This is a genomic window from Clostridium sardiniense (assembly GCF_016907995.1).
Taxonomy (GTDB): Bacteria; Bacillota; Clostridia; order Clostridiales; family Clostridiaceae; genus Clostridium; species Clostridium sardiniense.
This window is the reverse complement of the sequence record NZ_JAFBDA010000005.1, coordinates 37858-54092: the sequence shown is the minus strand read 5'-3', so window position 1 is coordinate 54092 and position 16235 is coordinate 37858. Positions and strand designations below refer to the sequence as shown.

11 protein-coding genes and 1 other annotated feature are annotated in these 16235 nt (G+C 28.9%); of the genes, 8 read left to right on the top strand and 3 right to left on the bottom strand.

Annotated elements, in window-relative coordinates; genetic code table 11:
* The first annotated feature begins 163 nt into the window (after positions 1-163).
* The 3 genes from JOC62_RS05840 to ymfI are packed head-to-tail and all read left to right on the top strand — an operon-like array spanning position 164 to position 2803.
* Positions 164-1075 carry a metallophosphoesterase gene (locus tag JOC62_RS05840; RefSeq protein WP_204594286.1) on the top strand — a complete coding sequence of 304 codons (912 nt, stop codon included), beginning with the start codon at positions 164-166 and terminating at the stop codon, positions 1073-1075.
* 44 nt (positions 1076-1119) lie between these two features.
* Complete coding sequence (locus JOC62_RS05835) at positions 1120-2058, top strand: dipeptidase (protein WP_204594285.1); 939 nt, start codon at positions 1120-1122, stop codon at positions 2056-2058.
* Positions 2059-2062: 4 nt separating this feature from the next.
* Positions 2063-2803 carry an elongation factor P 5-aminopentanone reductase gene (ymfI, locus tag JOC62_RS05830; RefSeq protein ID WP_204594284.1) on the top strand — a complete coding sequence of 247 codons (741 nt, stop codon included), beginning with the start codon at positions 2063-2065 and terminating at the stop codon, positions 2801-2803.
* 131 nt (positions 2804-2934) lie between these two features.
* Here ymfI and JOC62_RS05825 read toward each other — a convergent pair whose 3' ends face one another.
* Entirely contained in the window at positions 2935-4455 is a 1521-nt protein-coding gene (locus JOC62_RS05825) for a HAMP domain-containing sensor histidine kinase (protein ID WP_204594283.1), read from the bottom strand.
* Positions 4455-5126 carry a response regulator transcription factor gene (locus JOC62_RS05820; protein ID WP_204594282.1) on the bottom strand — a complete coding sequence of 224 codons (672 nt, stop codon included), beginning with the start codon at positions 5124-5126 and terminating at the stop codon, positions 4455-4457. Before JOC62_RS05820 ends, JOC62_RS05825 begins: the two co-directional genes overlap by 1 nt.
* Before the next feature lie 146 nt (positions 5127-5272).
* Here JOC62_RS05820 and JOC62_RS05815 point away from each other — a divergent pair, with 146 nt between their 5' ends.
* From JOC62_RS05815 to JOC62_RS05805, 3 genes are read left to right on the top strand one after another with little or no spacing between them, the layout of a single operon-like run.
* On the top strand, positions 5273-6526 hold the full coding sequence (locus tag JOC62_RS05815; protein WP_204594281.1) for a M16 family metallopeptidase: 1254 nt from the start codon (positions 5273-5275) through the stop codon (positions 6524-6526).
* A gap of 2 nt (positions 6527-6528) precedes the next feature.
* Positions 6529-7167, top strand: a complete 639-nt coding sequence (recX, locus tag JOC62_RS05810) for a recombination regulator RecX (protein WP_204594280.1) — start codon at positions 6529-6531, stop codon at positions 7165-7167.
* Position 7168: 1 nt separating this feature from the next.
* Positions 7169-8227, top strand: coding sequence for a transglutaminase domain-containing protein (locus tag JOC62_RS05805; RefSeq protein WP_243425025.1), 1059 nt, complete (start codon positions 7169-7171; stop codon positions 8225-8227).
* Positions 8228-8255: 28 nt separating this feature from the next.
* On the opposite strand, the gene JOC62_RS05800 is transcribed toward JOC62_RS05805, so the two are convergent.
* Positions 8256-8609 carry a tetratricopeptide repeat protein gene (locus JOC62_RS05800; protein ID WP_204594279.1) on the bottom strand — a complete coding sequence of 118 codons (354 nt, stop codon included), beginning with the start codon at positions 8607-8609 and terminating at the stop codon, positions 8256-8258.
* Between the two features lie 284 nt (positions 8610-8893).
* Here JOC62_RS05800 and JOC62_RS05795 point away from each other — a divergent pair, with 284 nt between their 5' ends.
* Together JOC62_RS05795 and JOC62_RS05790 are read left to right on the top strand one after the other, a co-directional pair.
* Complete coding sequence (locus JOC62_RS05795) at positions 8894-13204, top strand: 2-hydroxyacyl-CoA dehydratase (RefSeq protein WP_204594278.1); 4311 nt, start codon at positions 8894-8896, stop codon at positions 13202-13204.
* A 61-nt stretch (positions 13205-13265) separates the two neighbouring features.
* Positions 13266-13494, top strand: a binding site (T-box leader).
* A 54-nt stretch (positions 13495-13548) separates the two neighbouring features.
* Positions 13549-16194: a valine--tRNA ligase gene (locus tag JOC62_RS05790; RefSeq protein WP_204594277.1), complete on the top strand. Its 2646-nt coding sequence runs from the start codon at positions 13549-13551 to the stop codon at positions 16192-16194.
* Positions 16195-16235 lie beyond the last annotated feature (41 nt).

Below are 16235 nucleotides of genomic sequence, written 5' to 3'. Positions count from 1 at the left end.
TACTACCTGACTTTTTCTTTTCTTAGGCAACTAAAATTTATTAGTATAGATAGTATATTTAATTGCAGGTTAAAGAAAGATACAAATTTACTATTCATTTATACTATCAGAGAATAAACTCATGAATATAATAATACTGCAAAATAATTATAAAGAGATAGATATGGGAAAGAAAAAGTTTGAAAAAATATTGCAAAATGCAGAGGTCTTAGATATAGACTTAAATTCTAAAATTGTATTTATAAGTGATGTTCATAGAGGTGATGGAGGATCTGCTGATTCACTTATAGTCAATAAGAATATATATTTAGCAGCTATAAATTATTATTATAAAGAAGAGTATACTTTAGTTGAGATTGGAGATGGAGATGAGTTATGGAAAAATAAAGACTGTAGAGATATAGCCTATAATTATAAAGATGTATTTAGTATATACAATAGATTCAATAAAGATAAGAGGCTATATATGTTATATGGAAATCATGATAAGATGAAAAAAAATAGAAATTTTAAAATAATTCATAGAAATAGATTTAAAAAAATTGGAGATAACTTTGGAGAAAATTTCTTGAATCTTATAGAAAATATAGAATTTCATGAGGGTCTTGTACTGAATTTTATACCATCAAATAAAAAAGGTATAGTAGCTCATGGACATCAATTAGATTTAATGAATGATGAATTAAGTTGTGTAAGTAGATTTCTAGTAAGATATTTATGGAGATTTTTAGAAGGAGTTGCTGGATTTAAAGCTCCAAATAGTCCAGCAAATAGCTATAAAAAAGGAAGTAAAATTGATAAAGAACTTGGAAAGTGGTCAGATAAGAATAAAATATTATTGATATGTGGACATACACATAAAGTTAAATTCCCAAAAGTCGGAGAGGGACTTTATTTTAATGATGGTTCTTGTGTTCTTCCTAATAGTATAACATCTTTAGAAATTAATAAGGGTCTTATTTCAGTAGTAAAATGGAGTATAGAAGTTGGAAATGAAAATAATTTATATATAAGAAGGAGTTTTTTGGCAGGACCTGAGAGAGTTGAATCTTATTTAAAATTTGTTGAGAAATAAATGTTATAATATAAATAATATCTTATACATTTATTGGAGGAATTATGAAATATATTGATTTACACTGTGATACAGCTTATAGAATGTTAAATGAAAAATTACCATTAGGTAATAGTATATGCAAGGTTGATATAGAAAAACTTAAAAAAGGAGGGGCTCTTGCTCAAGTATTTGCTTTTTTCTTAGACCTAGATGAAGTGAGTGATCCATTTATAGGATTTATGGATATGTACAAAAATTTTATGAAGGAAGTAAATAAAAATACAGATAGCATAAAAATAGTAAGAAATCTAAAAGAGATTAAAGAGGCAGAAAGAATAGGAAAAGTAGGTGCTTTTTTATCAATAGAAGAAGGTGAAGTTCTAAAGGGAGATATAGATAAGGTTAAGGAAGTTTATGATTTAGGTATAAGAATGATAACATTAACTTGGAACTATGAAAACAGCATAGGATACCCGAATTATAATTTTAAATATAAAGATATGGGTTTGAAAGATAAAGGAATAGAAATAGTTCAAGAAATGGAAAGAGTAGGGATAATACCTGATGCTTCACATTTATCGGATCAAGGATTTTACGACTTAGTAAACATATGTAAAAAACCTTTTATAGCAACTCATTCTAACTCAAGAAGGATAATGAACCATCCAAGAAATCTAACAGATGATATGATAAAACTTTTAGCAGAAAAAGGTGGTGTTATGGGATTAAATTTCTGTAATGATTTTGTTGGAGAAAATAAAGTAACATCTATTAATGATTTAGTACTGCATGCAAAACATATAAGAAATATAGGTGGAATAGATGTTCTGTCATTGGGGAGCGATTTTGATGGAATTGAAAATGAAGTTGAAATAAAAGATACAAGTGAAATGAATAAACTAGCTAACTATCTTGAAAAAGAAGGGTTTAGTTATTATGAAATAGAAAAGATATTTTATAAAAATATAATTAGAGTACTAAAGGAATGCAGTAAGGAGTAATTAAATGAGCAAATTATTAGGGAAGGTAGCAATTGTTACAGGGGGATCTAGAGGTATAGGAAGAGATATAGCAATAGAGCTTGCAAAAAATGGTGCGAATGTTTTAATAAACTATTCAAAGGATGAAGAAGGTGCAAATAAAACTATAGATATAATAAAGGAACTTGGTGGATATGCTATAAAGGTGAAAGAGGATATTAAAAGTTTTAAAGGTGCAAAAAATGTAGTAGATGCAGCTATAAATAAATTTGGAACTATTGATATTATAATTAATAATGCAGGAATAAGTAGCTTAGGACTTTTTATGGATTCAAGTGAGGAAGATATAGATAACATTATAGGAGTTAATCTTAAAGGAGCTATGTATATAACAAGGCATGGGGTACCTCATATGGTTGGAAGAGGTGGCAATATAATAAATATATCTTCTATGTGGGGAGAGGTTGGAGCATCATGTGAAGTTATATATTCAGCATCAAAAGGAGGACTGAATTTATTTACTAAAGCATTAGCTAAAGAAATGGCACCTTCAAATATAAGAGTAAACTGCATAGCACCAGGAGTAATAGATACTGACATGAATGCATTTTTACAAGGTGAGGAAAGAAAATCCTTAGAGGAAGAAATACCTATGGGGAGATTTGGAAGTGGTAGTGAAATTGCAAAGTGTGTAATATTTTTATGTACAGATGATTCATCTTATTTAACGGGACAAATAATCAGAATAGATGGGGGATTAATCTAACATACAAATTATCTAAGGTTTTATGGGGTTATTTATATAAAACCTAATGATACAGTATTTTAAAATTACATTTCTATAAAATAAAAGGGCTGCTTATTAAGCAGTCCTTAATTTATTATTAAAATTATTTATTATATCTCTTCTCCAACATCATCAATTTGAGCCTTTTTTAAGAAAAATTCAAATAGGACACCGTTAGGAACATTTCTTAAATCATAGGTAAAGTGATGTAAATCGAGTATATTCTTAACTATTGCAAGCCCAAGTCCTGTACTATTATTTCTTCTACTTCCTGATTTATCAAGTCTATAGAATTTATTAAATAGGTTTATATTTTCACCATCAGGTATTGAAGCGCCAGTGTTTAATACTGAAATTCTAAAGTAATCTTCATTTACAGTAGAAATACTTACTATAATATTATTATTTTCAGGAGTATACTTTATTGCATTAGTAATAATATTAGTAAGAACCTGCTCCATTTTAAATATGTCAGCATTTATATAAGAGTAATCTGTTTTGGGGATGAAATTCATATTTAAATTTCTTTCTTTAGAATCTGGTTTTAATTTATTTACTACTTTGTTTATTAATCTGTTAATATTAAAAACTTCAAAGTGTGGCTTGATTACACCAGACTCAAGCTTTGATAGTTCCAACATATTTGAAACAAGCTTACTCATTTTTTGAGATTCATCAATTATTGTTTCCAAATAAACAAGTTCATCATGGCCTGATACTATTCCATCCTTTATTCCCTCAGCATATCCTTCAATAATTCCAATAGGAGTTTTAAGTTCATGACTTACACTAGCTACAAAATCTTTTCTCATAGTTTCAAGTTTACGTTCTTTTTCAATATCCTGTTCAAGCTTCTTATTCTTTTCTTTTAGATCATCCAAAGAGGATTGTAAATTAGTAGATAAGAAGTTTAAAGTTTTAGCGAGATTTCCTATTTCATCATCTCTATTAGTTTCACATTTCTCTGAAAAATCCATCTTTGACATTTTAGTTGCAACATGATTAATATTTTTAAGAGGATGAGTAACTAAACTAGAGAAGATAGAAGAAATTATTAAACAGATAAACAATATGCCTATAAATATGTAAACATAAAATTCACTTATTACATTACTAGCTTCAATAATTGGTTGAATAGATGATACTGATAATACTATAGAATCATTTTTACTATTGATTGACATAGGAGCCGCAACGCCTATGTTTTTATCAGTATGATTATTTGTATAAAATGTAGTTGATATTGGCTTATTATTAGTAAATAATTTTAATAAAATATCTTTGCTATCTAATAAGGAAGAACAAAATTCTGTAAGCATTTCTATATCATCTTTATCATTTTGAAGATCACTTGATATATATCTAAGTTTACCATCTACTGAGAAGATAGCTATTTTCGAATTATTAGTATCTTCAAAATTTTTAAGTGCAGAATAAAGTTTTGTTGGATTACTAATTTGAAAAGAATTTTCTATTGAAAATTGTTCAATTTCATTTGTTAGTGCTTTAGTTTTTTTACGCTCATAAAAATCCTCAAAAATAAATGTTTGAAAAATTAAGGTTAATGCCATAAAAGATACAAGAAAGATAGATGTTATAATAAATAATCTTTTAGATAAAGTTTCTTTCATTATTTCACCTCAAATTTATATCCACTACCACGAACAGTAACTATATAACTAGATTTATTTAATAGCTTTTCACGAAGTCTTTTTATATTTGTATCAACAGTTCTTATATCACCATAATAATCAATTCCCCATACATTATCTAATATAGTATCTCTTGAAAGAGCAATTCCTTCATTAGAAATTAGATATAACAGAAGTTCATATTCCTTTGGAGATAGAGATATTATTTCATTATCTACTTTAACTTCATGAGAAAGTTTATTAATTATAAGACCATTAAAGTCTTGAGAACTTGAATCAACATCTTTTCTCGTACGTTTTAAAAGAGCTTTACTTTTAGCAACTAAAACTTTTGGACTAAAAGGTTTCGTCATGTAATCATCTGCTCCAAATTCATATCCTTGAAGTTTATCTTCCTCTTCAGCTTTAGCGGTTAAAAGAATAACAGGAACTGATGATACAGAACGTATTTTTTCAAGAAATGTAAATCCATCCATGTTTGGCATCATAATATCTAAAATTATTAAATCAATCTTTTCTCTTGAAAAGACTTCTAATCCAATTTCTCCATCCTCAGCTTCATATATATTAAAATTTTCTTTTAAAAAATAGTCTCTAATTAAAAAGCGTATTTTTAATTCATCTTCTACTATAAGTATAGATTTTTTCATGTTGTTTAACCCCCTGTTAAAAAAATACTTAATTACATTATATACAAATATAAAAATATTTAAATAGTTTATAAGGTTTGTATTGTATTATTTCTCAAAACATATTATATTAAAGGTTGTAATTAAATTACAAATAGGAGATGAATATGGTTAAATTAAATTTTGATATAAAAAAGACTATGCTTAAAAATGGTCTTAAAGTAATAACAGTAAAAAAGGACACTAAGATAGCATCTGTTAATGTTGGAGTAGGTATTGGTGCTATGTATGAAGAGTTGAATGAGAAAGGTATTAGTCATTTTATTGAACATATGTTATTTAAAGGGACAAGTTCAAGAACTAATGAAGAATTAAATGAAGAACTTGAATGTTTAGGTGGGGAATATAATGCTTATACAGACTATGATTCAACTGTCTATACAATAAGTTGTTTAGAAGAAGAAATTGAAAATGGAGTGGTATTACTAGGGGATATGTTAGTAAAATCTAATTTCCCATTAGAAGAAATTGAAAAAGAAAGAAGTGTAATACTTGCAGAAATAAGAACTAGTAAAGATGATATAGAAGATTTAAGCTTTAAGAAGACTGATGAAGTAGCATTTGAAAGAAGCCATTTAAGATATGATGTTATAGGTATAGAGGAAAATGTTAATAATTTTATGAGAGAAGATTTATTAGCATTTTACAATGAAAATTATGGTCCTAATAATTCAGTAGTTACAATAGTATCTTCTTTTGAACATGAAAAAGCTCTTAAATTAATAGAAAATAGCTTTGGAAAGTGGGAAAAAAGTAATTTTAGAAAAAAGAATGTAATTTTAGAGAAGAACAAAAAAGTAGAAGTTACAAGTTATAAAAATGAAATTGAACAAAGCACAATAGTATATCTATATACATTTAATGACTTAAAGAAAGAAGATGAACTTTCTTTAAGAATTTTAAATCATAGATTAGGTGAAAGTGCAAATTCTTTATTATTTAGAGAAGTTAGAGAGAATAGAGGCCTTGCTTATGATATTTTTACACATTTAGATATAAGCAAAGATTCTAAGGTTCTTTATATATACACATCAGTGGGTGATGAGGATGTAGAAGAAGCAAAGATTGCTATAGATAGCGTTATAAATGATATACATGTAGGGAAGATAAGATTCCAAAATAAGGACTTAGAGATAATGAAGAAAGTTCATAAAACAGCAGTTATATCAACTCTTGAAGATTCAGCAGATCTTTGTAATTATGTACTACATCAAGAACTTGAAGATGAAGATGTATTAGAATTTGTTAAAGATATGGAGAGGATAAATAAAATAGAGAAGAAACAAGTTTATGAAGTTGCTTCAAAGGTTTTAAAAGATCCTACAATTCATATTTTAAGAAGAGATAGACAAGGTGAGTAAAGTTGAGTAAAATAACAAAAATAGAAGCTGGTAAAAGAAATAAGGATAGAGCAAATATTTATATAGATGATGAATATGCTTTTTCTGTGAATATGGAAATAGTTTATAAATTTGGGTTAAGGGAAAAGGAAGAAGTTGATAGAGAAAAACTTCTTCAGATATCTATTTTAGAGAATCTATCGAAATGTAAAGAAACAGCTCTTAGAACTGTAGAGAGAAGTTACAAAACTGAAAAAGAAATTAGAGATAAGTTGATCTTAAAAGAATTTGATGAAGAAACTATAGGGAAAACAGTTGAATTTTTAAAAGAATATGGGTTTATAGATGATTCAAAATTTGTAAGGATGTTTGTTAAAGATCGTATAAAAAATCAAGGTAAAAATAAGATTAAGTATGCATTATTACAAAAAGGTATTAATAAGTATCTAATAGATGAAGTTTTTGAGGAGCTAGACAGAGATGATGAGATTAAACGTGCAATTGAGTTATGTGAAAAAAAATATCTGTCTATAATAAAGAGAGAATCTGATGATTTTAAAATAAAAAATAAGATTACAAGATATTTATTAGGTAGAGGGTATGATTATGATATAGCAAAAGAGTGTATTAGAGAGGTTTATTTAAAGTATAAAGGAGAATAATATGAACTTCAATTTAGCACAAATAATCATTTTTATAATAATGGCTTTTATGCTCATAACAAGCATAAAAAATTCTATGATAAGTAGAAATTTATATGAAGTAATAACAGCCATAATAGGAAGTATAGCAAGTGTATTAAGTTTTTTTGTGATATTCACATTTTATAATTTTTTTAATAGTAAAGTGGATGAATTTTTATTAAAGATAAGTCCAGAGCAAACACTTAATGGATTAATAAAAGTATTAATATTTATTATAATATTTTTTGTTGTTAAGTGGATTATTTATGTAGTGCTTAAGCTCATTAATTCAATTTTTGATTTTAATTTCAATGAAGGAGGAGCAGTAAGTGGATTTTTACTCTTTGTACTTAGTACTGTACTTGGAATTATAAGAGGAGTATTAGTTGTATTATGTATTCTAATTGCAGTTGTAACTTATAATGGATGTGTATCACCGAGAGAGCAGATAGATACTTTTTCAAATTTAAACATGTACAATAAACTTACAAGACTTATTGATGAGCAGAAGATTGGTAAAATAAAAAGCGGACTTGTAGAGGATATATCAAAGTCTACTATTATATATTATAATGGTGTAACTCTAGAACAGGGAATAAAATCAAATAGTGAAATAGATAAAAAAGCAAAAGAAATAACAGCAGGAGATAAAACTGATAGAGAAAAAGCAAAATCAATATATAAGTGGGTAGGAAGTAATATAAGGTATGATTACAATAAAGCTGATATGGTAATGAGTAGCAACAATGTTAAAAATAGTGGAGCTATACCTGCGTTTAAAGAGAGAGAAGGTATATGTTTTGATTATGCTTGCCTGTATGTAGCAATGTGTAGAGCTGTAGGATTAAATGTTAGAATGGTTATGGGTGATGCTTATAATGGAGAAGAATATATAAGCCACGCATGGAATGAAGTTTATCTTAAGGACGAAAATAAATGGATTAAAGTAGATCCAACATTCTATATTGCAGGAAATTACTTTGATAACAAGAATTTTGATAAAGATCACAGACAAAAAAGTATTGCTGGAGAATGGTAATATAAAAAAAGATTAGCATAAGTTTATGCTAATCTTTTTTTAATTTAGAAAGGATTAAATTAATGGCTTTTTCGCAATCTTTATCTTTATTATCTAAAGCCCAAGACATATTAAAATATATTAAAGCTTTATTATTATTTTCTTGCATAGCATAACAATAACCAAGATTAAAAAAGTATTTGCTATCTCTCTGAAGATTAAGAGCTTCTTTTAACATAGTTATTGCTTCACTGTAGTTTTTTAGTTTAATAAAACAAACTCCTGAATTGTAATAAGAGCAAGCTTCATTTTCTTTGTACTCTACTGCTTTTTTATAAAATTGTATTGCTTTCTCATATTCCTTAGTATTATATAATCTATTTGCTTCACTAAAGTAATTCATATTTCCTCCTTAAGAAAAACAAAGTTTTTTCTAAGGTTAAATAAGATAAATTATATTAACCTTAAATAGAAAAAAATCTTTACATTAACAGTATGTACATAGATTTTATAATATATTCTCATTTTACCAAAAATATACTAAAATCTTAAAAAATATTAAACGTAATCTTAAATTTTCAATAATTAGAACTATAATTTTGTATAAAATGTTGATTTGATAGTAAGTTAATATATAATACATATATAGGTGTTTTATTTAAAATGAAATAAGTAGGTGTAAAATTAATGAACAATTATAAATTGGGGTTAGATGTAGGATCAACTACGGTAAAATTAGTAATGCTAAATAGTAGTGATGCTATTGTATATTCTGAGTATAGAAGACATTACTCAGACATAAAGAATACTATAATTGGGCTAATGAAAGAGTGTTATGAGAAAATAGGAAATAGAAAGGTTACAGTAACTATTACAGGATCAGGAGGGCTTTCAGTTTCTGAATGGCTTAATGTTAAGTTTGTTCAAGAAGTTATAGCTTGTACTGAGACTATTGAGAATATTATTCCTCAAACTGATGTCGCAATTGAACTTGGTGGGGAAGATGCTAAAATCACTTATTTAAAAGGTGGAATAGAGCAAAGAATGAATGGGACTTGTGCTGGTGGTACAGGAGCATTTATAGATCAAATGGCAGCATTATTAAATACTGATGCGTCAGGACTTAATGATCTTGCAAAAGAACACTCAGTAATATATCCAATAGCCTCAAGATGTGGAGTATTTGCTAAGACTGATGTTCAACCTCTTATAAATGAGGGAGCAAAAAAAGAAGATATAGCAGCTTCAGTACTTCAAGCGGTAGTAAACCAAACTATTGGAGGGTTAGCTTGTGGTAAGCCAATAAGAGGAAATGTTGCTTTCTTAGGGGGACCACTATACTTCTTATCAGAACTTAGAAATAGGTTTATTGAGACTTTAGGACTTACAAAAAACGAAATAATATTTCCAGATAATTCACAGTTATTTGTTGCGATGGGTGCAGCACTTTTATCAAGTGAAGAAGCTTCAGTTTCATTTAAGGAGTTAATAGATAAGGTTAATAAAATAGGCGATGCTAAAGATGATGCTATAGAAAGATTACCTTCTTTATTCGAAGGTAAAGAAGATTATAAAACATTTAAAGATAGACATGATAAGGCAAAAGCTAAGAGAGCAGAATTAAAAGATACTAAAGGAAAAGTGTTTTTAGGAATTGATGCTGGATCTACAACAACTAAAGTTGTATTAATTAATGAAAGTGGAGAAATAGTATATTCATTTTATGGAAGTAATGAGGGGAATCCTCTAAAAACAATAGTTAATATAATGAATGATGTTTACGATAATATTCCAAAGGGAGTAGAAATCGCAAAAGCTACAGTAACTGGGTATGGAGAAGCATTAATTAAATCAGCTCTTCATATGGATCTTGGTGAAATAGAGACAATTGCTCACTATAAAGCTGCTGAATACTTCTTACCTGGAGTAGATTTTATTCTTGATATTGGTGGTCAAGATATGAAGTGTCTAAAGATTAAAGGTGGAGTAATTGACAGTATACTTTTAAATGAAGCATGTTCATCAGGATGTGGATCATTTATTGAAACCTTTGGTAAGTCCCTTGGAATGGAAGTACAAGAGTTTGCAAAGGCTGCATTATTCTCTAATTCACCAGTTGATTTAGGATCAAGATGTACAGTTTTTATGAACTCAAGGGTTAAACAGTCTCAAAAAGAAGGAGCTTCTGTTGGAGATATATCAGCAGGACTTTCATATTCAGTAATCAAAAATGCTTTATATAAAGTTATAAAGATTAGAGATGAAAAAGAAATGGGAGAAAAAATTATAGTTCAAGGTGGTACCTTCTATAATGATGCTGTTTTAAGAAGTTTTGAAAAGATATCAGGAAGAGAAGTTGTAAGACCAGATATTGCAGGGCTTATGGGAGCCTTTGGAGCTGCTTTAATTTCAAAGGAGAGGTATGTAGAAGGAGAGAAATCTTCAATATTACCAAAAGAGCAAGTTAAAGATTTTAAGATGACTTCAGAATTTAGAAGATGTGGACTTTGTGGAAATAATTGTCTTCTTACTGAAAATACATTCTCTACAAATGAGAAATTTATTTCAGGAAATAGATGTGAAAGACCACTTGGAATACATATTAATAAAAAAGAAGTTCCAAATCTTTACAAATATAAATTCAAAAGAACATTTGGGTATAAGCCATTAAAGAAAGAAGAGGCTAAAAGAGGAACAATTGGAATTCCTAGAGTTTTAAATATGTATGAAAATTATCCATTATGGTTTACATTATTTACAGAGCTAGGATTTAGAGTTGTATCTTCACCAGTTTCATCTAAAAAGCTTTATGAAAAAGGTATTGATACTATACCTTCAGAATCAGCGTGTTATCCAGCTAAACTTGTACATGGACATATAATGGCTTTAATAGAAAATGGAGTAGATACAATATTCTATCCATGTATACCATATGAAAAGAAAGAATTTAGTGATTCAACAAATCATTATAATTGTCCAATGGTTACTTCATATCCAGAGGTAATTAAAAATAATATGGATGTTCTTTTAGAAAAAAATATAAAATATATAGCACCATTCTTCTCTTTAGATGATGAGAAGGTATTAGCTAAGAGAATAGTTGAAGAATTTAAAGATTTTGGAATAACTATTAAAGAAGCTAGGGATGCTGTAACTAAAGCATATATTGAAAGAGAAAATTATAGAAATGATATAAAAAATAAAGGAAGAGAAGTTGTAGAATACCTTAAGAAGACTAATAAAAAAGGTATAGTATTAACAGGAAGACCATATCATATAGATCCAGAAATAAACCATGGAATTCCAGATGTTATAACTTCATTTGGAATGGCGGTATTAACAGAGGATAGTATATCAGACTTAGGTGAATTACATGCTCCTCTTAGAGTTGTAGACCAATGGACATATCATGGAAGACTATATAGAGCAGCAGCTTATGTTAGAGACTCTGAAGTTCTTGAGATGATTCAACTTAATTCATTTGGTTGTGGATTAGATGCTGTTACTACAGATCAGGTAAATGAGATTCTTGAAGAGAAGGGTAAGATATATACTGTTCTTAAAATAGATGAGGGTAATAATTTAGGAGCTGCTAAAATAAGAATAAGATCATTAAAAGCAGCAATTGAAGAGAGAGATAGAAATAATTATAAGCCTGTAGTTAAGAATATAGCTTATGAGAACCCTGTATTTACTAAAGAAATGAAAAACAATCATACAATATTGTGTCCACAAATGTCACCAATACATTTTGATGTATTAGAGGAAGCTGTAAAGGCTGCTGGATATAATATAGAGATACTTCCATCTAGTGATCCAGGTGCAGTTGAAGAGGGGTTAAAATATGTTAATAATGATGCCTGTTATCCTTCAATAATAGTAATTGGGCAAATTATAAAGGCTTTAAAATCAGGTAAGTATGATTTAAATAATACATCAGTTATAATTTCTCAAACTGGTGGAGGATGTAGAGCAACAAATTATATTGGATTCTTAAAGCTTGCAATGAAAAATGCTGGATTTAGCAATGTTCCTATTCTTTCATTAAATGCAGTAGGACTTGAAAAGCAACCAGGATTTAAAATAACGTTAAAGCTTATAAAGAGAGCATTAATGGCACTTGTATATGGTGATTTATTTATGAGAGTCTTATATAGAACAAGACCTTATGAAAAGATTAAAGGATCTGCTAATATGCTTTATGAAAAGTGGAATAAGATAGCAAAAGAGAATGTTAGAAATGGAAGCAAGAGAGAGTTTAATAGAAATATCAAAGATCTTATAAGAGAGTTTGATGAGTTAGAATTATTAGATATCAAGAAGCCAAGAGTTGGTGTTGTTGGTGAGATATTAGTTAAATATCACCCAACTGCAAATAATGATATTGTTAGTCTTTTAGAAAGTGAAGGAGTAGAAGCTGTTGTGCCTGATCTTTTAGACTTCTTCTTCTACTCAGCATATGATAGTGACTTTAAGCATAAATATTTAGCATTTAGTAGAACTTCAAGAGATTTAAGCATGCTTGCTATGAAATATATGGAAAGCTATAGGAAAACAATGAATGAAGCATTGGAGAAGAGTAATAGATTTGAGGCTCCAAAAAATATTAAACATCTTGGAAAGATGGCTTCAAAGATACTTTCACTTGGAAATCAAACAGGAGAAGGCTGGTTTTTAACAGCTGAGATGATAGAGCTTATAAAGAGTGGTGCAGATAATATAGTCTGTATGCAACCATTTGCTTGTCTGCCAAACCATGTTACAGGTAAAGGCATGATGAAAGCACTTAAAAAGAATTATCCAACTGCTAATATAGTGGCTGTGGATTATGACCCAGGTGCTTCAGTTGTAAATCAAGTTAATAGAATTAAGCTTATGCTATCAGTTGCATTTAAGAAAGTGAAAGAAGAAGAAAATAAAATAGAAAGAGAGGTTGTGGAAATCTTTGAAGAACCACAACAATCATTTGAAGAAGCAAGCGCAACTCTTCATCAATAAATTTATATTAATAATTTGACAAAAAAGAATTATTAATATAAGATAATATTTAAATAATATAATAAAAGCAATGAGAAAGAGGAGTAAAAATAGGAAATATCAAAGAGAGAAGGGAAAAGGTGAGAGCCCTTTATATGAAATATTTTGAAGGTAGCTTTTGAGCTTCTTTAGTGAAATTATAGTAGCTAAAGACGGTCTGTCTAGGTCGTTATTTTAATTAAGAGCTTATAGGGATTTAATTATAAATCTCTGTAGGAATAAAGGTGGTACCACGAGCTTTCGTCCTTTTATGGATGAAAGCTCTTTTTTTATTTAAATAGATTAATTTTAAGGAGGAGTTTTATATGTCAGATATAAGAAATATTGAAACAACATATAATCCAAAAGAATTTGAAGATAGAATTTATAAAACTTGGGAAGAAAAGAAGTACTTTACGCCAGTGGTTGATAAGAATAAGAAGTCATATTCAATCGTTATGCCACCGCCAAATATAACAGGAAAATTACACTTAGGTCATGCACTTGACAATACACTTCAAGACATGCTTATAAGATTTAAGAGAATGCAAGGATTTGAAACGCTTTGGCTTCCAGGTCAAGACCATGCTTCAATTGCAACAGAAGTTAAAGTTGAAAATGAGCTTCTAAAAAAAGGTTTTAAGAAGAAAGAAATGGGAAGAGAAGCATTCCTTGAAAAGGTTTGGGAATGGACTGATGAATATAGAGAAAGAATAAGAACTCAACTTAAAAAGATGGGATGCTCAGCTGACTTTACAAGAGAAGCATTTACAATGGATGAACATTTAGATAAAGCAGTTAAATATGTATTTGTTAAGTTATATAAAGAAGGTCTTATATACCAAGGAAATAGAATAACTAACTGGTGTCCTAAATGTCAAACAGCTCTATCAGATGCAGAAATAGAATATGAAGAGCATGCAGGACACTTCTGGCATATAAATTATCCATTAAAAAATGGAGAAGGTTTCTTAGAGATTGCTACAACAAGACCAGAAACTTTACTTGGAGATACAGCAGTTGCAGTTAATCCAAATGATGATAGATTTAAACATCTTATAGGAGAAACTTTAATACTTCCATTAGTAAATAGAGAGATTCCTATAGTTGGTGATGAATACGTTGATATAGAATTTGGTACAGGTGCAGTTAAAATAACTCCAGCACATGATCCTAATGATTTTGAAGTTGGAAAGAGACACAACTTACCTCAAATAAGGGTGATGGACGATAAGGGAGTTATAAACGAAAAAGGCGGAAAATACCAAGGGTTAGATAGATATGAAGCTAGAAAAGCTATGGTTAAAGATTTAGAAGACCTAGGACTTTTAGTAAAGGTAAAAGACCATACCCACAATGTAGGAACTCATGATAGATGTAGCACTGTAATAGAGCCTATAATATCAAAACAATGGTATGTAAAGATGCAATCATTAGCAGATCCTGCTATAGAAGTTGTAAAGAATGATAAAACAAAATTCATTCCTGAAAGATTTGAAAAGACATACTTTAACTGGATGGAAAATATACAAGATTGGTGTATATCAAGACAATTATGGTGGGGACATAGAATACCAGTATGGTACTGTAATGACTGTGGACATATAAACGTATCAACAGGAGAAATTACTACATGTGAAGAGTGTGGAAGTCATAATTTAGAACAAGAAACAGATGTTTTAGATACTTGGTTCTCATCAGCATTATGGCCTTTCTCAACACTTGGATGGCCAGATAAAACTGAAGACTTAGAATACTTCTATCCAACTAATACATTAGTTACTGGATATGATATTATATTCTTCTGGGTTGCAAGAATGATATTTAGTGGTATACATAACATGGGAGAAACTCCATTTGAAAATGTATTAATACACGGAATAATAAGAGACTCTGAAGGCAGAAAAATGAGTAAATCTTTAGGAAATGGAGTAGATCCACTAGAAGTTATAGATACTTATGGTGCAGATGCTTTAAGATTTATGCTTGTTACTGGTAATGCACCAGGAAATGATATAAGATATTATCCAGAAAGAGTTGAATCAGCAAGAAACTTTGCAAACAAGATATGGAATGCTTCAAGATTTGTTATGATGAACCTTGATAGAGAATTAATGAATAAATATAAAGATTGCAAAGAGTATAGTTTAGCAGATAGATGGATACTTTCAAATTTAAATACTTTAATTAAAGAAGTTACAGAAAACATGGATAAATTTGAACTTGGAATTGCACTTCAAAAGGTTTATGACTTCATGTGGACAGAATTCTGTGATTGGTATATAGAATTAGTTAAGCCTGTATTATACGGAGAAGATGAAAAGGCGAAGGGAATAGTTTATAATGTATTATTTATTGTTTTAGAATCAGGACTTAAATTACTTCACCCAGTAATGCCATTTATAACAGAAGAAATATTTACTCATTTAAATGAAGAGGAAGAAACTATAACTCTATCAGCTTGGCCAGAATTTAAGGAAGAATTAAATGATGTTAAGGCTGAAGAAGATATGGCATTTGTTATAGAAGCAATTAAGAATCTAAGAAACTTAAGAGCGGAAATGAATGTACCACCATCAAGAAAAGCAAATGTTATGTGTTATATATCAAATGAAGCTAAAGATGCATTTATGGCAGGCGCTGCTTACATTGAAAAATTAGCATCAGCTTCAAATGTATCATTTATAGAAGATAAAAAAGAAGTTCCAGAAAATGCAGTATCATTAGTTGTAAAGGGTGGAGAATTATTCATGCCATTACTTGATCTAGTTGATAGAGAAAAGGAACTTGAAAGATTAAATAAAGAGCTTAAGAAGCTAGAAGGAGAAATTGAAAGAATAGATAAAAAGCTTTCAAATCAAGGTTTCGTAGCTAAAGCCCCTGAAAAAGTTGTTTTAGGAGAAAAAGAAAAAAGAGTTAAATATGTTGAAATGTTAGATGCTGTTAAAGGTAGAATTGATGCATTAAAATAATTATTAAACTTAGCGTTAGCATTTTGCTAACGCTTTTTTAT